This window comes from Streptomyces sp. CA-251387 (assembly GCF_050936625.1).
Lineage (GTDB): Bacteria > Actinomycetota > Actinomycetes > Streptomycetales > Streptomycetaceae > Streptomyces.
In genome coordinates this window covers 5,480,057-5,500,232 of record NZ_JBNJMJ010000001.1, presented here as the reverse complement: position 1 = coordinate 5,500,232, position 20,176 = coordinate 5,480,057, and the positions used below count along the sequence as shown (strand labels likewise).

The 20,176-nt window shown below is 70.6% G+C and carries 20 protein-coding genes; 4 read left to right on the top strand and 16 right to left on the bottom strand.

The window, feature by feature from the left end; all coding sequences use genetic code 11:
• Window positions 1–5: 5 nt before the first annotated feature.
• The 3 genes from ACQEV2_RS24675 to ACQEV2_RS24665 all read right to left on the bottom strand — a co-directional run bounded on the left by ACQEV2_RS24675 (window position 6) and on the right by ACQEV2_RS24665 (window position 3,334).
• Window positions 6–1,142, bottom strand: coding sequence for a sugar ABC transporter substrate-binding protein (locus ACQEV2_RS24675; protein WP_433045448.1), 1,137 nt, complete (start codon window positions 1,140–1,142; stop codon window positions 6–8).
• 357 nt (window positions 1,143–1,499) lie between these two features.
• Window positions 1,500–2,297 carry an alpha/beta fold hydrolase gene (locus tag ACQEV2_RS24670; RefSeq protein WP_433045445.1) on the bottom strand — a complete coding sequence of 266 codons (798 nt, stop codon included), beginning with the start codon at window positions 2,295–2,297 and terminating at the stop codon, window positions 1,500–1,502.
• A 485-nt stretch (window positions 2,298–2,782) separates the two neighbouring features.
• Window positions 2,783–3,334 (bottom strand): EF-hand domain-containing protein, encoded by a 552-nt coding sequence (locus ACQEV2_RS24665; RefSeq protein WP_433045442.1) that lies wholly within the window; start codon window positions 3,332–3,334, stop codon window positions 2,783–2,785.
• A gap of 245 nt (window positions 3,335–3,579) precedes the next feature.
• Between ACQEV2_RS24665 and ACQEV2_RS24660 the strand changes: the two genes are divergently transcribed.
• Window positions 3,580–4,122, top strand: coding sequence for a hypothetical protein (locus ACQEV2_RS24660; protein ID WP_433045439.1), 543 nt, complete (start codon window positions 3,580–3,582; stop codon window positions 4,120–4,122).
• A gap of 132 nt (window positions 4,123–4,254) precedes the next feature.
• Window positions 4,255–4,827 (top strand): hypothetical protein, encoded by a 573-nt coding sequence (locus ACQEV2_RS24655; protein WP_433045436.1) that lies wholly within the window; start codon window positions 4,255–4,257, stop codon window positions 4,825–4,827.
• 36 nt (window positions 4,828–4,863) lie between these two features.
• Here the strand turns inward: ACQEV2_RS24655 and ACQEV2_RS24650 are convergent, their stop codons facing one another.
• The 4 genes from ACQEV2_RS24650 to ACQEV2_RS24635 form a co-directional block, all read right to left on the bottom strand.
• A complete protein-coding gene (locus ACQEV2_RS24650; protein ID WP_433045433.1) occupies window positions 4,864–5,817 on the bottom strand; it encodes a CU044_5270 family protein in 954 nt (317 codons plus the stop codon).
• On the bottom strand, window positions 5,810–6,457 hold the full coding sequence (locus ACQEV2_RS24645) for an RNA polymerase sigma factor (RefSeq protein WP_433045430.1): 648 nt from the start codon (window positions 6,455–6,457) through the stop codon (window positions 5,810–5,812). The genes ACQEV2_RS24650 and ACQEV2_RS24645 overlap by 8 nt, the downstream gene beginning before the upstream one ends.
• Window positions 6,458–6,570: 113 nt before the next feature.
• A complete protein-coding gene (locus ACQEV2_RS24640; protein WP_433045427.1) occupies window positions 6,571–8,499 on the bottom strand; it encodes an AMP-dependent synthetase/ligase in 1,929 nt (642 codons plus the stop codon).
• A gap of 213 nt (window positions 8,500–8,712) precedes the next feature.
• Window positions 8,713–9,999, bottom strand: a complete 1,287-nt coding sequence (locus ACQEV2_RS24635) for an acetyl-CoA C-acetyltransferase (protein WP_433045424.1) — start codon at window positions 9,997–9,999, stop codon at window positions 8,713–8,715.
• Between the two features lie 84 nt (window positions 10,000–10,083).
• On the opposite strand from ACQEV2_RS24635, the gene ACQEV2_RS24630 reads away from it, so the two are divergent.
• Both ACQEV2_RS24630 and ACQEV2_RS24625 read left to right on the top strand, forming a co-directional pair.
• Window positions 10,084–11,388 (top strand): 3-oxoacyl-ACP reductase, encoded by a 1,305-nt coding sequence (locus tag ACQEV2_RS24630; protein ID WP_433045421.1) that lies wholly within the window; start codon window positions 10,084–10,086, stop codon window positions 11,386–11,388.
• On the top strand, window positions 11,388–12,278 hold the full coding sequence (locus ACQEV2_RS24625) for a MaoC family dehydratase (RefSeq protein WP_433054738.1): 891 nt from the start codon (window positions 11,388–11,390) through the stop codon (window positions 12,276–12,278). The genes ACQEV2_RS24630 and ACQEV2_RS24625 overlap by 1 nt, the downstream gene beginning before the upstream one ends.
• Here the strand turns inward: ACQEV2_RS24625 and ACQEV2_RS24620 are convergent.
• From ACQEV2_RS24620 to ACQEV2_RS24580, 9 genes are all read right to left on the bottom strand, one after another.
• Window positions 12,260–12,922 (bottom strand): TetR/AcrR family transcriptional regulator, encoded by a 663-nt coding sequence (locus ACQEV2_RS24620; protein WP_433045419.1) that lies wholly within the window; start codon window positions 12,920–12,922, stop codon window positions 12,260–12,262. The two genes, ACQEV2_RS24625 and ACQEV2_RS24620, sit on opposite strands and share 19 nt — an antisense overlap.
• 60 nt (window positions 12,923–12,982) lie before the next feature.
• A complete protein-coding gene (locus tag ACQEV2_RS24615; protein WP_433045416.1) occupies window positions 12,983–14,314 on the bottom strand; it encodes an SPFH domain-containing protein in 1,332 nt (443 codons plus the stop codon).
• A complete protein-coding gene (locus ACQEV2_RS24610) occupies window positions 14,311–15,951 on the bottom strand; it encodes an SPFH domain-containing protein (protein ID WP_433045413.1) in 1,641 nt (546 codons plus the stop codon). Before ACQEV2_RS24610 ends, ACQEV2_RS24615 begins: the two co-directional genes overlap by 4 nt.
• Window positions 15,952–16,156: 205 nt before the next feature.
• Window positions 16,157–16,468 carry a DUF4229 domain-containing protein gene (locus ACQEV2_RS24605; protein WP_433045410.1) on the bottom strand — a complete coding sequence of 104 codons (312 nt, stop codon included), beginning with the start codon at window positions 16,466–16,468 and terminating at the stop codon, window positions 16,157–16,159.
• Window positions 16,469–16,575: 107 nt separating this feature from the next.
• Window positions 16,576–17,100, bottom strand: coding sequence for an N-acetyltransferase family protein (locus tag ACQEV2_RS24600; RefSeq protein ID WP_433045407.1), 525 nt, complete (start codon window positions 17,098–17,100; stop codon window positions 16,576–16,578).
• Window positions 17,101–17,116: 16 nt separating this feature from the next.
• A complete protein-coding gene (locus tag ACQEV2_RS24595) occupies window positions 17,117–17,776 on the bottom strand; it encodes a UdgX family uracil-DNA binding protein (protein ID WP_433045404.1) in 660 nt (219 codons plus the stop codon).
• A 60-nt stretch (window positions 17,777–17,836) separates the two neighbouring features.
• Window positions 17,837–18,412 (bottom strand): hypothetical protein, encoded by a 576-nt coding sequence (locus ACQEV2_RS24590; RefSeq protein WP_433045402.1) that lies wholly within the window; start codon window positions 18,410–18,412, stop codon window positions 17,837–17,839.
• Between the two features lie 24 nt (window positions 18,413–18,436).
• Entirely contained in the window at window positions 18,437–19,600 is a 1,164-nt protein-coding gene (gene mqnE, locus ACQEV2_RS24585) for an aminofutalosine synthase MqnE (protein ID WP_433045400.1), read from the bottom strand.
• Between the two features lie 80 nt (window positions 19,601–19,680).
• Window positions 19,681–20,136: an Lrp/AsnC family transcriptional regulator gene (locus ACQEV2_RS24580; protein ID WP_433045398.1), complete on the bottom strand. Its 456-nt coding sequence runs from the start codon at window positions 20,134–20,136 to the stop codon at window positions 19,681–19,683.
• Window positions 20,137–20,176: the final 40 nt, after the last annotated feature.

Genomic DNA, 20,176 nt, shown 5'->3' with positions numbered 1-20,176 from the left:
TCGGCCTACTTGAGGCCGATCGCCGCGCAGTCCGCCGCGTACTCGGCGGTGCAGATGTCCTTGACGGCGTAGACGCCGTCCCGGATCACGGTGTCCTCGATGTTCTTCCGGGTGACGGCGACCACCGCCACCAGCTGCGCCGGAATGTCGTCCTGCGACGCGCTGCTGACCGAGTCCTGGGTCAGCGCGTCGAACTCGATGTCACGCCCCTGGACCTTGTACACGGCCATCTTCGCGGCGTTGGTCGCCTCCTGCGCGAACGGCTTGTAGACCGTCATGAACTGCTCTCCCGCGACGATCCGCTGGATCGCGTCCAGGTTCGCGTCCTGCCCGGTCACCGGCGGGATCTCGGTGGCGCCGGCCTCCTTCAGCGCGTCGATGACCGCGCCCGCCATGCCGTCGTTCGCCGAGTACACGGCGGCGATGTTGCCGAGCCCGACGGAGGCGATCGCTCGCTGCATGTTCTTCTTCGCCACCTCGGGCGACCACTTGTCGGTGTCGTACCGCTTGACGATGTCGACCTCGCCCTCCAGCTCGTCGAGCGCGCCCTCCTTGAACCGGGCCGTGTTCGGGTCGGCGGGGTCGCCGTTCATCATGACGACCTTGCTGGACGCCGCCTTCGAGCCGAGTTCCTCGACGAGGGAGCGGCCCTGCACCTCGCCGACGAGCTCGTTGTCGTGGGAGACGTACGCATCGATCGGCCCCTCGGCGAGCCGGTCGTAGGCGATGACCGGAATGCCCGCGTCCTTGGCCTTCTGCACGTCCGAGGCGATGGCCTTGGCGTCCAGCGCGTCGACCAGGATGACGTCCACCCGGTCGTCGATCATCTGCTGGAACTGCCGGCTCTGCTTGTCCGGGCTGGCCTCGGCGTTGGCGTATGCGACCTTGCCCTTGTTGTGGGTGAGGGAGGCGACTTCCTTCTTGATGAGCGGGTAGTCGAACTTCTCGAAGCGCGCCGTGTCCTTGTCGGGCAGCAGCAGCCCCACCGTGATGTCGTCGCCCTTCTCCGGCGACGCGGAGCTGTCACCGCCCCCGATGCCGTCGACGACACCGCACGCCGCGAGCGACAGGGCCGAGGCGGATGCGGCGAGGGCTATGCCGAGGCGGCGTGCAGCGGACGGGTGGGGGGTACGAGCGTTCACGTGCGGGGCCTTCCGAGCGGAGGAGCGGCGTTGCTACCCGGGTTGGCGGTAGCCAACGCGGCCAGGGCATGTCACGTCAAGCGGTTGTCGTAACGAGACCGCAACCGTTTGCTGTTCAATTACTCATCCGCGCGCTTGAGGGCGAATCCCAACAACGCTCAGGAAGCGCGATCTCGGCCACGTCCGCGCCGCCGTCGGCCTTGATCCGCTGGATGAGGTCACATACGTCGGCCGCGGTGAACGCCAGCTCCGAGGAGGTGGCCGCGTCGGCCGACCACCGGCCGAACCGTGCTCGAACCGGAATTCCGCGCCCCGCCGCATCCGCCGACGGTGGTTGGATGGCCGGCGTCCTTCTAGCTACGAGGGTGCGCGCAGGAATGGCCTGATGGTGTGGACGAGTTCCTCGGGGTGGTCCCACTGCGGTGTGTGCGTGCCCGGGGTGTGCGCTACCTCCACCCCGAGTCGGGCGGCGAGCCAGGAGGCGACTTCATTGTAGAAATCCGGTGATTCCTGGCTGAGCAGGACCTGGGTAGGGGCGGCGACGCCGGCGATCGTCGCGTCGTCAGGGCGGTAGGGCTCGAATGTCCCCATCTCGACGCTGAAGAGGGTCTCCCCGTTTGAGACCATCCTGTGGCGCAGGTCTGGGTCCAGGCGATCCCAGTTGTCGTCGCCCGCGAAGAATCGGATGAAGCGTCCTACGGCTTCCGGAGGGCCTCCGGCCGCCATGCCTGCTTCGACGACCGACCCGACTGCGGCCTGGACCTCGCCTGGGTTCTCCAGTACTGAGAGCAGCGGAGGCTCGTGCAGGACCGCGCCGCGGACGACGCCGGGATGGCGGAGGAGCAGGTCGAGGGCGAGGATCGCCCCGTAGCTGTTGCCGAACACAGCGGCGGGAGCGAGCGCGAGCGCGGTAAGAAGTGCTGCGGCGTCGTCGGCCTGCTCAGCTACTGAGGTCGTCTCCCACCCACTGGGGCGGGGGCTGCGGGAGTTGCCACGCCTGTCGTAGGTGACCACCGTGAATTCATCGGCGAGCAAGTCCGCGACTCGGTCGAAGTGTCCGGCATCGCCGGTCGCGCCGGAGATGAAAAGCACCGATGGGCCATTTCCCCGGAGCTCGTAGTAGATGTCTGTCCCGTTCACGGCAATCGACGGCATAACAACTCCCTCAGCTGGACGAGGGCCTTGGCGCCTCTGCGAGATACTGCTGCCCTGCTACCTGTTGCGCGTCGGACGCGGCGCGCGGTGTCGCCTGCGGGTGGGCGCATCGAGCGGCCAAATGGCGGTCGCCGGCTGTCCCTCTTCAAGTTCCGGCTTCCGTGATCTCCGTCAGATGGTGTGGCCGTACTCCAGTCGCTGAAGAACAAGGGCGGCTGCCCCGATCCCCGTGATCCGGCTGGGGTCGAGGCGGTACATCGATCCGATCACTCGTGCAGGAATTCGCGGAATCCACCCTCACCGACGAAGAGCGCCGCGAGCGCGCCGAGCGGACCCGCACCTACCTCGCCGAGCACTTCGGCGTCGAGGTGACGGACGAGGAGAGCGCGGCCATGGGCCGCAAGTTGCGTGACGCCTTTGCGTACCGTACGAGGGACGAGGCGTCCCCTTCCTCGACCTCACCCGCTAGTACAGTGCCGCACCCGCTAGTACAGAACCTCTCCCATCGGTGAACTGTCCCCCACGATGTAAGCGCGGATCGACGCCAGGTACGCATCGCGGCCCACCCGGCCGTCACCGTCGGTGTCCAGTGCGTCGAACGCGGCGGCGGCGTTCCCGGGCGGGTTGTTCAGTGCGGTGCGCAGTGTCGTGAACTCCGCTTTGTCCAGGGCGCCGTCCCCGTCCGCGTCGGCGAGGTCGAAGAGGGCGCCGAGCGCGAACCGGCAGATGTTGTCGAACTTGTCGGCGCCCACCCAGGCGTTGTACTCGTCGAAGGTCAGCTTCCCGTCGCCGTCGGCGTCCATCTCACCCCACGCTTTGAGCCCTTCCGCGCGGGCGGCGACGACGAGCGGATCGTCCTCCGTGCGCCCCGTGGCCAGGACGGTCCGGTCGATCCGGGAGAGGTAGTCGTGCCGGGTGACGACCTGGTCCCCGTCGGCGTCCATCATGGCGAACACGCGCACGCGCGCCGTCGTCGCTGCGGCGACGGTGCTGGTGGCGGTGGGGGTGGGGGTGGGGGTGGGGGTGGTTCGGCTCACTCGGGTCTCCTCCTGATCGGTTCCTGCTCCTGCGCCGGCGCCTGCCTGCTCCAGCTCGACGAGGAATCATCCGGCGCTTCCTACCCTGCGCGTTCCGGGATCCAAGCGACCCACCTGGAGCAGACGCGTGCGCGGCGGCGCACGGGGCGGGCGTGCGCGGGCGGCGCGCTTCGAGGCGCCTGAAGCAGCGGGCTGGCCTGGGCAGTTGACGCACCAGTAGCGGCACACGACGTGTGGGAGGGCATGTGTTCGGCAAGCGCGGTACGGCAGTCACGCTGGGGTCCCTGGTGTTCACGGTCTCGTCGCTGGTGGGGGCGCCCGCCAGTCAGGCCGCGTCAGGCGGGCACGAGGCTGGTGTCGTCACCTGTACGGGCGACGCCGTCAGTCGCTATGACCCGCCGCTCACACTCCAACCCCGTAAGACCCACAACCGCGCGGACGTGCGCTACGTCTGCAGCACCGCGTCCGGGCACACGGCCCCGGCCGCCGGCTCCTTCCACGCCGTCGCGCCGTCGGCGTCCTGCGTCTCGCTGTCCGGCGCGCGGGGCACCGAAACCGTGCAGTACGCCGACGGCGGCCGGTCGCTGATCGTCATCGACGGCGCCACCACCGCCCGCGTCGCCGGCGTCCTGGTCGTCCTGCAGTCGGGCCGGGTCGTGGAGGGACGCGGCGCAGGTCACCTCGTACGCCGGACCGTGACCTCGCTGCCCGGGCAGCTGCCCACGGACTGCCTCACCGACGGCCTGCGGGGCACCGAAAGCGCGGTTCGGCTGGAGATCCTGCCGTAGTGCCGAGCCGCCGCGCGTGGCCGCGCCGCTGACGGGCGCGCCCTCGATCAGGTCAATGCCCGAACAGTCGTGCCCACCCGACCTACGGTCTCGCACTGTCACCCGAGTTCCAGTTCCAGGAAGGGAGCCCCCATGGCAACCGTCTCGCGTGCGGCGTCGACCGTCGAGGTCATGGAGATGCTGGCCCATCTCGACCCCCGCCTCTGGGAGATCGTCGAGCCGCCGGTCCCGCCCCACCCCATCAGCGTGCCGCCGGTCCCGCCCCACCCGATCAGCGATCCCGGTCTCGACCTCGGCTTCCGTTCGGCGCCCGCGGACGGGGTGCGGCTGAACCCGCAGCCGCTCCCGCCCGCGGACGGCCTGTTGCCGGCCGTCCGCACCATGGCCGTCTCGGTGGCGGAGGCGACCATCGCCGCCAGCCTGGCGGGGCGCAAGCCCGCCGAGGTGGTGAAGGAGGTCGGGGACGACATCTGCCCCGAGCCGCCCAAGATGCCCTGGCCGAAGAAGTGGCCCGTGCCCGTGCAGCTCCAGCAGCAGCTCCTCCTCGCGCCGGACCGCGTCTCCCCCGCTGTCCAGGCCACGGCCGCGCTGGTGTTCCAGTCCTACGCCCAGCGGACCACGGACAAGCCCCTGAGCACGGCCTTCACGGACCTGGCCGACCGGCTGCTGGACAGGGCGCTGAAGACCGCCAAGCAGTCGGGCTGAGCCCGAGCCGGGAGGCCTTCGGCGCGGCGCGCGGGCTCAGGCGTGCTGTCCGATGCGGTCGACCACCTGGAGGTCCTGCAGCGTCCGGGTCTCCCAGTACCAGCCGGTCTGCACCCACTCGTCCTTGCCCACCTTCTTCGGCACGCTGCCCTTGGTCCGCAGGCCCAAGTAGTCGTACGTCCGGCCATCGAAGAGGAAGGTCCAGTCCACCCCGGGGTACGAGACGCCGACCGCGCTCCGGCCGACGACGTCGACGTCGTCGTAGTCCAGGCGGATCCGGGGCAGCTTCGACAGCGCTTCGAAGGCGGCGGCCTGCAGGCCGGGGGGCATCACACGCGGGCCCATCATGAGCATGCAGCCCTCGAAGAAGGCATTCCGGTCGGCCTCGGGCGTCTTCTCGCCGCCGAACCTGAACTGGGCCAGGAGCTTGTCGGGGTCCGTCGGCATCGCCTTGAGCTTGGAGTAGACCGTGGGCGGCCATCTCACCTCGTGCTCGCCGAGCGGAGGGTCGTGGTGGATCTTGCCGTACTCCTCACGCAGGGAGGGCTTGGAACCGTCCACCGACATCCAGCTCTCGTCGGTCCACGTCCTGGTCTTTCCGCCCTTCACCGGCGTCCGCCTGATGTAGGTCTTGGTGTAGAAGTACTGGTCATTGCGCGGCACCGGCAGATCGCTGCCCTGGGAGCGTGACCTCTCGGCGGCCCTGCGCAGCACCTCCGTCGCGCTGACCGTGCTCAGCCGGGGCGTGCCGTCGTCCTCGTCGCCGCGTGCCACGACGACGGCGACGCCCACCGCGGCCGCGCCCAGGCCGGCGAGCGAGGCACGGAACATGACGCGTCGGCTCAGTGCACGGCCGCGGGACGCGGCGCTGCGGGACTCCTCGTCGATGGCGGTTCGGAGGCGGGCCCGGGCGTCGGCGCGGGCCTGGACGGAGGGCCCGTCCGAGGCGGTGCCCCCGTCCCATTCGCGCACCATCGTCAGTTCATCCATGGTCGGTCTCCTTCCGATGTGCGGTCGAGGGGGTGCGCTCCGGTCCGCCCAGGGTTCGTCGCAGCCTGGTGCGCGCTCTGTGCAGGCGGGAGCGCACCGTGCCGACGGGTACGCCCAAGGCCCGCGCGGCCTCCTCGTAGTCGAGCTCTCCCCAGGCGACGACCAGCAGTACGTCCCGGTACCGGGCGGGCAGTTCGGCGAGAGCGCCGGCCACCGTGCCGTGTGTCTCCCAGGCTCCGAGCCTCTCGGTGACCGCCTCCTCGGGACCGCTGTCCTCCCGGCCCGGAGGCAGGGCCGCCATGCGGGACAGTGCCCGCAGCCGGCGGGCCTCCTCCCGGCGGTGACGGCCGATCAGGTTGGTGGCGATGCCGTACAGCCAGGGCCGGGCGTGCGCGTGCGACAGGTCGTAGCGCCGGCGCCGCTGGAAGGCGATCACGAACGTCTCCGCCATCAGGTCGTCGGCGGTGTCGGAGCCCAGACGTCGTGCGATGTAGCGGTGGATGTCGTCGGCATAGCGGTCGAAGATCACGGCGAACGCGTCGGGCGTCTCCCAGGATCGTTCGATGACCGAGCCGTCGGAGCCGCCGTCCGCCTCCGTTGCCGTGGCGAAGGCGGCGCCCGAGCTCGGCGCGAGCGTCACGTCCTACCTCTGTGGTTCATGTCGTATCCCTCGAAGACCGGGTGTCATGGTCTCCCGCTGTTCGCCGACACCCGCCGTCGAGTTCCACCCCGCAGAGTGACGTGGCTCACACGCTACTTGGCGTACAACGCCTCCACCTCCGCCGCGAAGTCCCGCAGGACCGCCTCCCGCCGCAGCTTCATGGACGGTGTCAGATGGCCGTCCATCTCCGTGAAGTCGGTCGGCAGGATCGCGAAGCGGCGGATGGACTCCGGGCGGGACACCAGTTTGTTGGCCTCGTCCACGGCGCGTTGCAGGATCGCCCGCAACTCGTCGTCGTTGACGAGGAGTTCGGCGGGGACCGGGTGCTTGCCGTTCATCCGGCGCCAGTGGGAGACGCCGTCCATGTCCAGGGTGATCAGGGCGGAGACATAGGGGCGGCGATCGCCGAGGACGATGCACTGCGAGATCAGGGGGTGCGAGCGCAGCCAGTTCTCCAGGGGCGCCGGGGCCACGCTCTTGCCGCCCGCCGTGATCAGCATCTCCTTCTTGCGGCCGGTGATGGTCAGGTAGCCCTCGTCGTCGAGTTCGCCGATGTCGCCGGTCGCCAGCCAGCCCTCGGCCGCCGCGGGGACCACGCCGCCCGCCGCCGGGTCCCAGTAGCCGCGCAGCACCTGCTCGCCGGAGACGAGGATCTCGCCGTCCGCGGCGATGCGGACCCGGGTGCCGGGCAGGGGCCAGCCCACCGTGCCCAGGCGGGGCTTGAGCGGGGGCGTCACGGTCGCCGCGCCGGTCGTCTCCGTGAGGCCGTAACCCTCGTAGATCTCGATGCCCGCACCGGCGTAGAACGCGGCCAGGCGGCGGCCGAGCGGTGAGCCGCCGCAGATCGCGTACTTCACGCGGCCGCCCATCGCGTTGCGGATACGGCGGTAGACGAGGGGGTCGTAGAAGGCGCGGGCCGTCTTGAGCGCCGTGCCCGGGCCGGCGCCCGTCCCCGCCTGCCGGGCCTCCAGCGCCTCGCCGTAACGCTCGGCCACCGATGCCGCGCGGTCGAAGGACGACACCCGGCCGCCCGTCTCGGCCTTGGCGCGGGCGGAGTTGAAGACCTTCTCCAGCATGTAGGGGATCGTCAGGAGGCAGGTGGGGCGGAAGGCCGCCAGGTCCGGCAGCAGGTCCTCCGCCTTCAGGCTCGGCGCGTGGCCCAGGCGGACCCGGGCCCGGATACAGGCCACCGCCACCATGCGGCCGAAGACGTGCGACATGGGCAGGAAGAGCAGCACCGACGCCTCTTCGCTCGTCCTCGCCTTGAAGATCGGGTAGAGCAGCTCGATCGCGTTGTCCACCTCGGCGAAGAAATTGCCGTGCGTGAGCGCGCAGCCCTTGGGCCGGCCCGTGGTGCCCGAGGTGTAGATGAGCGTCGCCAGCGTGTCCGGTGCCAGCATGCCGCGCCGTACGGCCACCTCGCCGTCCGGCTGCTGAGCGCCGGACTCCGCCAGCCGCTCCACATGGCCCTTCTCCATCACCCACATGTGGCGCAGGTCGGGCACCCGGTCCAGCTCGGGGCCGAGGGCGGCCGCCTGGGCGGCGGTCTCGGTGACCAGGGCGACCGCGCCCGAGTCCTGGAGGATCCAGCGGGTCTGGAAGACGGAGGAGGTGGGGTAGACGGGGACCGTCACCAGACCGGCCGCCCATGCGCCGAAGTCGAGGAGCGTCCACTCGTAGCGCGTACGCGCCATGACGGCGATGCGGTCGCCCGGCATCAGCCCCTCGGCGATCAGCCCCTTCGCCACCGCCTGCACCTGCTCGGCGAACTGAGCCGCCGTCACGTCCACCCACTGCCCGTCCGCGCCCTTGCGGCTGAGCACCACCGCGTCGGGAACCGCGGCCGCGTTGTCGAACGGCAGGTCCGCGAGCGACCCATGCGTCACCGGGGGCGCGAACGGCGGTACGTACGCCTCCCGTACGGCCCCGTCCAGCCGCCGCGTCTCGGGCTGGACCAGCGTCGGTCCGGGAGCGTCGTCGAAGGCGGCCGAGGGGGCGAAGGAGGGAAGCGGGGTGGACACGGGCGGCTCCTGCGGCGGGCGTGCAGCGAAGAAACTGCTTGCTGCATGACGTACGTGCCTCGCGCACCGTGGCGTTCACCTGCGGAGGCCTGCGGAAAAGGGTTACCGCTGGTTAGGCAGGAGATCGTACGGCGCCTGCGTGTGGGGGGTGTGCGCGTTCGGCGGTGGTCCGGGGACGGGTATGTGCAACGTCGGGGGTTATGTGAGGGCCCCTCAGCTTCGTTCCAGGATCGCCGTCACGCCCTGCCCGCCCGCCGCGCAGACGGAGATCAGTCCGCGGCCCGAACCGCCCTTCTCCGCCAGCAACTTGGCCAGCGTCGCCACGATCCGCGCCCCGGTCGCCGCGAAGGGGTGGCCGGTGGCCAGGGAGGATCCGTTCACGTTCAGGCGGGCGCGGTCCACCGGGGCGAGACCCCGCTTCTCCCACGCCGCCAGCGTGGCCAGCACCTGGGACGCGAAGGCCTCGTGGATCTCGACGAAGTCGAAGTCGGGGAGGGTGAGTCCGGCCCGCTCCAGCATGCGCGGGACGGCGTACGCCGGTGCCATCAGCAGCCCGTCCTCGCCGCCCGCGACATCCCCGTGCACGAAGTCGACGGCCGCCGTCTCGTACGCGGTGAGGTACGCCAGGGGTTCCAGCCCCCGTGCCCGGGCCCACTCCTCGCTCGCCAGCAGCACGACCGCCGCCCCGTCCGTCAGCGGCGTCGAATTGCCCGCGGTCATCGTCGGATCGGGCTGATCGAGGCCGAACACCGGCTTCAGCGCGGCCAGTTTCTCCGGCGTCGAGCCGGGGCGAAGGTTCTGGTCCCGGCCCAGCCCCCGGAAGGGCACGACCAGGTCCTCGAAGAAGCCGCGCTCGTACGCAGCCGCGAGCCGCTGGTGACTCGCCGCCGCCAGTTCGTCCTGGGCCTCGCGGGTGATGCCCCAGGCGCGGGCGGTGACGGCGGCGTGCTCGCCCATGGAGAGGTGGGTGCGCGGCTCGGCGTTGCGGGGGATGTCGGGGATCAGGTGGGCGGGGCGGACCTTTGTGAGGGCCTTGATCCGCCCGCCGAGCGACCGGGCCCGCCGGACCTCCAGCAGGATCCGGCGCAGTTCGTCGTTGACGCCGAGGGGCGCGTCGCTCGCCGTGTCGGCGCCGCCCGCGATCGCCGACTCGGTCTGGCCCAGCGCGATCTTGTTGGCGGCGGCGATGACGGCCTGCAGGCCCGTGCCACAGGCCTGCTGGATGTCGTACGCGGGTGTGCGCGCGTCCAGCTTCGAGCCGAGGACGGTCTCGCGGGCGAGGTTGAAGTCCCGGCTGTGCTTGAGGACGGCCCCGGCGACGAACTCGCCGACCGCGCCCGGATCGCCGAGCTCGTACCGCTCCACGAGGCCGTCGACGACAGCCGTGAGCATGTCCTGGTTGGAGGCGGTGGCGTACGGGCCGTCCGAGCGGGCGAACGGGATGCGGGTGCCGCCGATGATCGCGACGCGCCGTACCGTCGGCGCTGTCAGAGAGCTCATCTCCACCCACTCCTCACGTCCACCTTGGCTTACCTCGGGTAACCTTACTCCGGAGTCAGCACCGGAGGGCACTGGGAGTGGGACATGGCCGATCGCTATCTGACCTTCACCGGCACCGCGCCCGGTCGCTTCCTCACCCGCCGCCTCGGGTTGCCGCAGCCCGCCGCGCTGAAACGCTGGTCACCCGAGCGGCCCGGGCTGGAGGGCGACCGGCTGCTGCTCACGGCCGGCAGGTCGGACCTCGCTCTCGCCGATGCCGACAAGGGCCTCGGCCTGACGGCCGCCTCCGAGAAGCCGGCCGCCGTCCTCCTGGACGCCACGGGAGTCCGGGACGTCGAGACGCTCGCCGAGGTGCACGCGGCCCTCCATCCCGTCGTACGGTCGGTCACCGAGAGCGGCCGGATCGTCCTCCTCGGCGCACCCCTCGACCCGGCCGACCACCACCAGGCGGCCGTCCAGCAGGCCCTGGAGGGCTTCACGCGCTCGCTCGGCAAGGAGATCGGGCGCGGGCGGACGGTGAACCTCGTACGGCTGACGGACGCACACGCGGCCGCGTCGACCCTGCGATTCCTCCTCTCCCCCAAATCGGCATACGTCAGCGGCCAGGTGATCGAAGTCGGTACCTACGACGAGAGCGCCCCGCCCGCCGACCCGGACCGCCCCCTCACCGGCCGCACCGCCCTGATCACCGGTGCCGCGCGCGGCATCGGCGAGGCGGTCGCGGAGACGCTGGCCAGGGACGGCGCCCGGGTCGTCGTCCTGGACGTGCCGCAGGCCGAACAGGACGCGCGGCGCGTGGCCGACCGGCTCGGCGGCACCGCTCTCGCGCTCGACATCACCGCGCCCGACGCGGGCGAGCGCATCGCGGCCGCGCTGCCCGACGGCCTGGACGTCCTGGTCCACAACGCCGGGATCACCCGGGACCGTCGCCTGGTCAACATGGCCGCAGAGCGCTGGAGTTCGGTACTGGACGTCAACCTGGCGAGCGTGCTGCGCACGACGGACGCGCTGCTGGCGAGCGGCACGCTGAGGCGGGGCGGCCGGATCGTGGCGACGGCGTCCATCGCGGGGCTGGCGGGGAACGCCGGTCAGACCAACTACGGCGCGAGCAAGGCGGGCATCGTCGGCCTGGTCCGCTCCCTCGCGCCGCGCGCGCTCGCCGAGCATGGGGTGACGGTGAACGCGGTCGCGCCGGGCTTCATCGAGACGAAGATGACCGCCGCGATTCCCTTGTTCATCCGGGAGGCGGGACGCCGGATGAACTCCCTCGCGCAAGGCGGACTACCGGTCGACGTCGCCGAGACGACCGCCTGGCTGGCCGATCCCGGGTCCGGGGCCGTCAACGGCCAGGTCGTACGCGTATGCGGCCAGAGCCTGCTGGGGGCGTGATGTCCCTCGTCCTCACCAGTGCTCCTTCCCTTCCGCCCCTGCTCGCCCGGGGCGCCCTGCTGTCACTCTTCAAACGCCCCAGCCCCGACGCGGAGTTCCCGCGTACCCGACTCGTTCTGCCCGGCCTGCGCGTCGACCTCGGCCGGCTGGCGGCGTACGAGAGGGTGTGCGGCTTCCCCACCGGGGAGGACGCCCTGCCGGTGACGTATCCGCATCTGCTCGGCTTCCCGCTGGCGATGCGGCTGATGAGCGGCCGGGACTTTCCGCTGCCGCTGCTCGGACTCGTCCATACCTCGATCACGATCACCCGGCACCGGGCCCTCACGGCCACCGGAGCGTACGAACTCTCCGTGCGCATCGACGGATTGGCGCCGCACCGGCGCGGTACGGAGGCCGCGGTGATCACCGAGATGCGGGCCGGCGACGAGGTTGTCTGGGAGTCGCGGAGCACCTATCTGGCCCGGCATCGCATCGGGCAGCAGGCCCCCGAGGCCGCGCAGGAGGTGGAGGAACAGGAGGTGGAGGAAGTGGAGGAGACGAAGGAGCCGCAGGACGTGCAGAAGCCGCTGCCCGAGGTCGCCGAATGGCGCCTCGCCGGGGACGTCGGCCGCCGCTACGGTGCCGCCTCCGGTGACCGCAACCCCATCCACCTCCACCCCCTCACCGCCCGCCTGTTCGGCTTCCCGCGCGCCATCGCGCACGGCATGTGGACGGTGGCCCGCTGCCTCGCCGCGCACGGCACACCGGAGGCGGTACTGGTACGGGCTCGGTTCCGGGCGCCGGTGCTGCTGCCGGGGACGGTGACGTACGCGGCGGAGGGCGGGCGGTTCGAGCTGCGCGGCGGGGACCGCATCCATGTGGCAGGGGAGGTCTATCCACTCACCTCGTGAGTGCTGTCCGGCGGGGTCCAGGGCCGGCCGCCCATGAGATTGCCCAGCCCCGACCACGCGAAGTTCATCAGCGTGGCCGCCGCTTCCCTCGCGGTCACGCCCGGCGTGGCGTTGGCCCAGTCGGCGAGGGACTCGGCGGCGCCGACCAGGGCCTCGGCGAGTCCGGCGACCTCGCGCTCGGGGAGGTCGGGGTCGTGATGGGCCTCCCGGGCCGCCGCGAGGATCAGCTGGGTCACGAACGCGGCGATCTCCGCGCGCATCGCGGCGACCTCGGACGCGAACGGCTCGCCATGGGTGCGGGCCTGGAGGTGCAGGACGGACCAGCCGTCCGGGTTCTGTGAGGTGTGCGCGAAGAACGCGCCCAGCCCTTCCCAGAGTTGGCGGTCGGCGGGCAGGTCCCGCCGCACGCCCGCGCGGACGGCCTCGATGAGCGCGGCGGCCTCCCGCCGGATGCAGGAGGTGAAGAGGTCTTCCTTCGAGTTGAGGTACAGATACACCAACGGCTTCGACACGCCCGCGAGTTCGGCGATCTCGTCCATCGACGCGGCCATGTACCCCCGCTGACCGAAGGTTTGCACGGCGGCGTCCAGCATCTGCTGCTCACGGACGGCACGCGGCATCCGCTTGGTCTTCACAGCACCCATGGCGATTAGCGTACGGGCCGGGAGGGGCGATCCCACCCGGCCCGCTGCAACCGCTGTCTCCTACTCGTCGTTCCCGTCGTCCTGGAACCGCGCGATCCGGTCGGTCAACACCCGGCCGTCCACCGCAGGCAGCGCCGTCAGCCGGGGCAGCAGCTGCGCGGTGAGCAGGGTGGACAGCGCGGAGGTGTCGGTGCCCGTGCCGTCGGTGCGGACGACCACCGGCTGCGGGGCCTTCCCGGCGAGCTTCGCGCCCACTTCCAGTCGGCGCCGGGCCAGTTCGTACTGCAGGACGGCGCGGTTGTCGCGGTAGGCCTTGGCGAGGGCGCGCTGGGCGCGGGCCTCGTTCTCGGCGGCGATCAGACCGCTGCGGCCCCGCGTCTCGATCTCGAACCGCACGCGCTGGGCGTTGGTCTCCTGCTGCTCGAGGAGCTGGGCGACCTCTTCGCGGGCCCGGTTCAGCGCGGCCTTGACCTCGACGATCCGGGCGTCGCGCACCTTCTTGGCGCGCTCGATGTCCATGCCCAGCTGGTCGATCCGGCGCTTGCGGATCAGGCCCCACTCCTGCTCGTACGCGGTGCGCTCCTTGGCGACGCGCTCCCGGGTGGCCAGGTGCTGCTGGTACTGCGCCGGCAGCTGTACGTCCGGGATGTTGGAGCCGGTGATGCGCACGCCGTAGCCGGACAGCTGGCGGTTGAGCAGTTCCTGCATGTCGGCCACGTCCGAGCCGCGCAGGTCGTACGCCCGCTCGGTGCGCATCTTGCGGGCGCGCTGCCGGATCGCGTCCTGGACGGCGCTGGAGAGCACCAGGTCGAAGTTGCCCGCGCCGATGGTGCGGACGAACAGCACGGCGTCGGTGATGCGGAACTTCAGGAAGAACTCGATCGAGCGCAGCGGCACGTTCTCCTGCGTCGGGCAGGCCATCACCGGTGCCGAGTACGGGATTTCGGTGGCCGTGTCGACGACGAAGTCCACCCGGGACCACGGGTGCCACAGGTAGTGGCGGCCGGCGTCGAGGGTGCGGGTGACGGCGCCGTAGCGGGTCAGCACGCCGTTGGTGCCCTGCTCGATCTCGACGATCGAGGAGCGCCACCACCACAGCACGCCGATCAGCAGCAGCACGACGCCGCCGACGTAGGAGAGGGCGGCGAGGGTGTCGTAGGCGAGGTCCCCGGCGGTCGAGTCCGCCTCACCCAGGGACAGCATCACGCCCGTCAGCAGGGCGTAGACGCCCAGCCACAGCGGCAGCATCCACCACAGGCGGCGCCGGTGGCGGGGGATGATGACCGGGATCAGGGTGTCGGCCTCGCCGCCGCGCAGCAGCCGCGCGATCTCGCTCCAGGGGGCGACGGTCTCGGCGATGACCGAACGGCGGTGGGAACGGGCGCTGCTCACTGGGCGGCCTCCTCGGAGACGTCGGAGCGGTCGGAGCTGTCGGTCGACTCGGGCTGCTCGGGCACCTGCGGCACCGTGGGCCGATCGGCGGCCAGCAGCGCGCCGATCTCCGTCTCGCGCGCGGCGATCCGCTCGGACACCTCGGCGAGCCGCGACCGTACGGCAGCCATGTCCTCGTCGGTGAACAGTTCCGTGCCGCGCTCGCCGACCAGTTCGCGGGCCAGCTCCAGGAAGTCGATCCCGGCGTCCGCGCCACCGCCGATGCGCACCAGGCGTGGCAGATGGTCGGCGACCTGCTCCAGCGTGTCCAGCACCTGCTGCTGGTAGCGGTACTCCAGGATCTCCGGCGCCTCCGCCGCGGTCACCGCGCGGATGTCGAGGGCCTGCGCCTCCAGGAGGGCGGCGTTGGCCTTCGCCTCCGATTCGGCCTGGACGTAGCGCTGCCGGGCGAGCGCCTCGGCGCGGTTGGTCTCGCGCTCCACGGCCGTGTCCATCTGCGCCTGGTACTGGGCGATGTCGGCCTGGATCGCGGAGAGGGTCTCCAGGCTGGAGGCGAGTTCCCGGGTGAGGTCGCCCTCGTCCTGCTCCTTGCGGAGCTGGAGCGCGTACTCGTGTGTGTACGCCTCCTTGGCCACCCGGACCATCTCGGGCGCCGCCAGGTCCATGCGGTAGCGCTGGTCGGAGGGCTCGGCGTGGGTGATGTTGGCGTTGGTGAGCTCGACGGCCGGGCGGAACTGCTGGTTGAGCTGCTCCAGCAGACGGCCGGTGTCCTCACCGACCATGTCGTAGATGCCGGCGGCTTCCTGCTCGTAGACGAGGGTGCGGATCGTCTCGCTCACCGCGTTGCTCAGCTTCTCCTCGAAGCCGCGCACCGCGCCCAGCGTGTAGACGAACTCGGTGGGGTCGCTGATCCGGAACTGGATGAACAGGTCGATCGACGCCTTCACGCCGCCCTTGGTCGGGGCCTCGCGCACCGGCGCGTTGAAGGGGTACTCGCGCGTGGTGTTGACGATGTACGACACCCGCTTCCACGGGCTCAGCAGCACGACCCGGCCCGGGCCGACGATCGTCTCCAGCTTGCCGAACTTGGTGATCAGCGCCTGGCAGCCGTCCGGCACCATCACCATGCCCTGCCGCCACCACACGAAGCCGACGGCGAGGACCGCGATGACCCAGTAGTGCACGCCGAACAGCGGGTTGGTCAGGACGTCGGCGCCGGCCGCCCCCACGATTCCAGCGCCCACCGCGCCCAGCACGAGCAGCATCAGCACCGGCAGCATGGAGATGAACGAGCGGCCCTTGGGCATCACCATCGGGCAGATGGCGTGCGCCACCTCGCCGCCCTCGCGCACCTGCTCGCTACGGCCGAGCGCCTCCCCTGCCTCGTCCAGCGGCACCGTCTTCTGCCGCATGACGGTGGCGGTGGAGCCACCCTGCTCCCGGGCGGCCAGGAAGTCGGCCGGGTCGATGGCCCAGCCCTGCGCGTCGTACTCCTCGCCGCCGGCGCCCTGCGTCCCTCGTCCGCCGATCTGCCGCCGCAGTTCCTCCTGCGCGGCCGTCCGCGGATCGGTGCCGGAGGCGACGGCCTCGGCAACGCGTTGTGCGCCCTGCTGCGCACGCGCTCGCCCTCGTGCCACGGTTCCCCCTTGTGTTGCGATGCCCGTTGGATGCGGGTCCTACTGGTGATACACCGGTGAGCCCGATGTGGTTCCAGTCATCCCACATCATGATCCGGGCCAGGGTAAGGGGGTCGACCCGCGCAGCTACCCATCGGTATCACTGCCGGGCCGGAAGGCCGAGGTGCAGGCCCGAAGCCGGGCCGGCAAAGGCCCTACGGCGGTCCTACGAGGCCTGGGAAGAAGCCTGCCCCTGTGCCTGGGCCGAGTCGACGGCCGCGTCCTCCTGGCTGCGGTTCGCCTCCAGGTTGGCCTTCATCCGGTCGACCTTCTGGACGATCCGGACGGAGGCGCGGTCGCGCTCCTTGCGCAGGACGACGAAGCTGATCGGGGCCGAGAGCAGCAGGGCGAGCAGGATGATCCACATGCCGTTGGAGTCGCCGAGGCCGCGCGGGGCGAGGCCGGAGTAGACGAGGCCCCAGACGACCACGAGGCAGCCCACGAAGATCCCGAGGCGCATCAGTGTGTAGCGGAGCATCTCAATCCACTCTTCCGATTCCAAAAAGGGCCACTGTCCAGTGAAGCACGCGGGGCAGCCGATCTTGCAGGGGGGTCGGCACGGTGCACAGGCGCCCTGGGCCGGGCTCAGTCGAGCGGCAGCAGCATGATCACGTCGTCGCGGTCGTCGCCCGGCGCGACCCGGATGGCGTCCGGGATCCGGCCGACCTCCTTGTAGCCGCAGGAGCCGTAGAAACGCTCCAGGCCGAGGCCGCCGCGGCAGGTGAGGCGGATCGCCTCGATGCCGTCGAAGGTGCGGGCGGACTCCTCGGCGGCGGCCAGCAGGTCGCGGCCGTAGCCCTTGCCCTGGTGGCGTGGATGCACCATCACCGTGTACAGCCACACCCAGTGGGTCATCAGGTGGTGCGTGTTGAAGGTGAAGAAGGCAGTCGCAGCCACGTCGCCGGTCTCGTCGTGCCCGACTAGCAGCCGGCTCTGTCCCTCCGTCATCGCCGCGAAGTGCTTCACGAGCGACGGCCGGATCGCCTCCCGCGTCACCGGCGGCACGAAGCCGACGGCTCCGCCCGCGTTGGAGACGTCGGTCCACAGGTCGAGGATGCCGTCGCGGAGGGTGGGAGTGACGGCGGGGTCGAGAGTGAAAGTAAGGGACACCGCGCCATCGTAGCCATTACGAGAGTGCGCGTGCCGCCACTTTCAGGTCCGAGACCAGACCCTCGTACGCGGCCTTCCGGTCCGCGTCGTCCTGCGCCCGCAGCACCGACGACGGATGGACCGTCGCCACCAGCTTCTCCTGCCGACCGTGGATCTCCCGCTCCAGCAGCGCCCCGCGCACTTCCCCCACCCGGAACGACGAGCCCAGCAGCGCCTTGCCCGCGGTCGCTCCCAGGATCACGATCAGCTCGGGCTCCACGACGGCCAGCTCGGCGGCCAGCCACGGCCCGCACGCGGTCATCTCCCGCAGGGACGGTGCCTTGTGGATACGGCGCTTGCGGGGCTCGGCCTGGGTGAACTTGAAGTGCTTGACGGCGTTGGTCACGTAGGCCTCGGCGGGGTCGATGCCGGCCTCCTCCAGCGCGCGGTCCAGGAGCCGGCCGGCGGGACCCACGAACGGCTTGCCCTGCCGGTCCTCCTGATCGCCGGGTTGTTCGCCGACGAGCATCACGCGGGCGTTCTTGTCCCCGGCGCCGAACACGGTCTGGGTCGCGTTCCGGTGGAGGGGGCAGCCCCGGCACTCGGCGGCGGCGCGGCGCAACGCCGGGAGGCCGCCGCGGTCCGGAACGAAGGGTGCAGCGGTGTAAGCGTCCTCAGGTGCCTTCGTGGTGACCATGCTCGACGGGTACCCCCGGTTGCCGCGAGTGTCCCGACCCAAGGGCATCCGATGGAGCCCTCAGCCCGATTGACCGACTCCATGAGCGAGCGGAAATCTCCGGGCACGGACTTCTCCTTGCTCGCCGTCGAAGTCGTACTCGTCGACCACGAGGAAACCCTGTTCGAGCCTGGGGAACGATGCCAGGAGAGAATCGGCGTCCACGCATACGACCGGCTGCAGATCCGAGCCGATCACCCACACCCTCCTGGCGCTGGCGATCACCACGCCGTCGGCGCCCGGCAGGGCGGAGACACCCGAAACTTCCAGCGACGGTCTGCCGACGGGCTTCAGCTCGTAGGAGGTTGTCACCGCACCGTTCGCGGCACCGAGGACCAGCGCTGTCGCATCCCCGAGAAGCACCAGCGTGTCCGTGGTCGCCCAGTAGAGACAGCCGTAGTCGCTCGTCTGCGAATCGGCGTATCGAAGACTCGGATCCTCACCGAGATCGCCGAGATCCGCCTCCCAGACAAGGGCGCCGAAGCCGTCCTCCCGCTGGACCCTCAGGTGCCCGCGGTCATCCATCGCACCGCGCAGGACATCGCCGTCGGGCAGTGGAACGACCGCTTCTCCGCCGAATGTGGCCCTCCGGGTCATCCGGTCACCAGCCGCAACCGACCGTCAGACCCGCATCGGCTGCGGCGACTCCCGGCGCAACGGGTCGGGGCCGTCGTACTCCCGAATGATCTCGTACCGCGTGTTCCGCTCCACCGGACGGAAGCCCGCGTCCCTGATCAGGTCCAGCAGGTCCTCGCGGGTCAGCTTGTTCGGCGTGCCGAAGTTGTCCGCGTCGTGGGTGATCTTGTACTCGACGACCGAGCCGTCCATGTCGTCGGCGCCGTGCTGGAGGGCCAGCTGGGCGGTTTGGACGCCGTGCATGACCCAGAAGACCTTGACGTGCGGGACGTTGTCGAACAACAGCCTCGACACCGCGAAGGTCTTCAGGGCCTCGGCGCCGGTGGCCATCTGGGTGCGGGCCTGGAGGCGGTTGCGTACCTTGCCGTCCTTCATGTCGACGAAGTCGTGCTGGTAGCGCAGGGGGATGAAGACCTGGAAGCCACCCGTCTCGTCCTGCAGCTCGCGCAACCGCAGCACATGGTCCACCCGGTGCCGCGGCTCCTCGATGTGGCCGTACAGCATGGTGCACGGGGTCTTCAGACCCTTCTCGTGCGCCAGGCGGTGGATACGGGACCAGTCCTCCCAGTGGGTGCGGTGGTCCACGATGTGCCGCCGGACCTCCCAGTCGAAGATCTCCGCACCGCCGCCGGTGAGGGACTCCAGGCCCGCGTCGATCAGCTCGTCCAGGATCTCGGACGCCGACAGACCGCTGATCGTCTCGAAGTGGTGGATCTCCGTGGCCGTGAAGGCCTTCAGGGAGACGTTCGGGAGGGCGGCCTTCAGCTCCCGCAGCGAGCGCGGGTAGTAGCGCCACGGGAGGTTCGGGTGCAGCCCGTTGACGATGTGGAGCTCGGTGAGGTTCTCGCTCTCCATCGCCTTGGCGAGCTTCACCGCCTCCTCGATACGCATCGTGTACGCGTCCTTCTCGCCCGGCTTGCGCTGGAAGGAGCAGTAGGCGCAGGACGCCGTGCACACGTTGGTCATGTTGAGGTGGCGGTTGACGTTGAAGTGGACCACGTCGCCGTTCTTGCGCGTCCGCACCTCGTGCGCGAGTCCGCCGAGCCACGCCAGGTCGTCCGACTCGTACAGCGCGACGCCGTCCTCGCGGGACAGCCGCTCACCGGATCGGACCTTCTCCTCCAGCTCGCGCTTGAGCCCGACGTCCATGCGTACACCTCTCTCAGACAGACTTCGTCAACCGTACTCCCCCACCCTTCGGGCGGGGGGACCCCCATACGGCCTGCGGCCTACGCTTCTTCCGGCAGCTCCCCGACCCGGTTCTCCCACTTGGTGGAGAGCACGATCGTCGTACGGGTCCGGGAGACACCCTTGGTGCCGGACAGCCGCCGGATGATCTTCTCGAGGCCGTCCACGTCGGCCGCGCGCACCTTGAGCATGTAGGAGTCGTCGCCGGCGATGAACCAGCAGTCCTCGATCTCGTTGAGGTCCCGCAGGCGGTTCGCCACGTCCTCGTGGTCGGTGGCGTCGGAGAGCGAGATGCCGATCAGCGCGGTGACGCCGAGGCCGAGCGAGGCGGCGTCGACGGTGGCGCGGTAGCCGGTGATGACGCCGGCCGCCTCCAGCCGGTTGATGCGGTCGGTGACGCTGGGTCCCGACAGGCCGACGAGGCGTCCCAGCTCCGCGTAGGAGGCCCGGCCGTTCTCCCTCAGGGCCTGGATGAGCTGCCTGTCCACCGCGTCCATGCGATTCGAAGCCTTCCACTGAAGAGGTCTTGAATGGTTC

What these genes read in the sequence shown, in the direction of transcription:
- ACQEV2_RS24590 (WP_433045402.1), bottom strand. Translation starts at nt 18,412, where the DNA reads ATGACCCGGAGGGCCACATTCGGCGGAGAAGCGGTCGTTCCACTGCCC.
- ACQEV2_RS24670 (WP_433045445.1), bottom strand. Translation starts at nt 2,297, where the DNA reads ATGCCGTCGATTGCCGTGAACGGGACAGACATCTACTACGAGCTCCGG.
- ACQEV2_RS24620 (WP_433045419.1), bottom strand. Translation starts at nt 12,922, where the DNA reads ATGGGTGCTGTGAAGACCAAGCGGATGCCGCGTGCCGTCCGTGAGCAG.
- ACQEV2_RS24655 (WP_433045436.1), top strand. Translation starts at nt 4,255, where the DNA reads ATGGCAACCGTCTCGCGTGCGGCGTCGACCGTCGAGGTCATGGAGATG.
- ACQEV2_RS24605 (WP_433045410.1), bottom strand. Translation starts at nt 16,468, where the DNA reads ATGCTCCGCTACACACTGATGCGCCTCGGGATCTTCGTGGGCTGCCTC.
- mqnE (WP_433045400.1), bottom strand. Translation starts at nt 19,600, where the DNA reads ATGGACGTCGGGCTCAAGCGCGAGCTGGAGGAGAAGGTCCGATCCGGT.
- ACQEV2_RS24580 (WP_433045398.1), bottom strand. Translation starts at nt 20,136, where the DNA reads ATGGACGCGGTGGACAGGCAGCTCATCCAGGCCCTGAGGGAGAACGGC.
- ACQEV2_RS24595 (WP_433045404.1), bottom strand. Translation starts at nt 17,776, where the DNA reads ATGGTCACCACGAAGGCACCTGAGGACGCTTACACCGCTGCACCCTTC.
- ACQEV2_RS24625 (WP_433054738.1), top strand. Translation starts at nt 11,388, where the DNA reads ATGTCCCTCGTCCTCACCAGTGCTCCTTCCCTTCCGCCCCTGCTCGCC.
- ACQEV2_RS24635 (WP_433045424.1), bottom strand. Translation starts at nt 9,999, where the DNA reads ATGAGCTCTCTGACAGCGCCGACGGTACGGCGCGTCGCGATCATCGGC.
- ACQEV2_RS24650 (WP_433045433.1), bottom strand. Translation starts at nt 5,817, where the DNA reads ATGGATGAACTGACGATGGTGCGCGAATGGGACGGGGGCACCGCCTCG.
- ACQEV2_RS24630 (WP_433045421.1), top strand. Translation starts at nt 10,084, where the DNA reads ATGGCCGATCGCTATCTGACCTTCACCGGCACCGCGCCCGGTCGCTTC.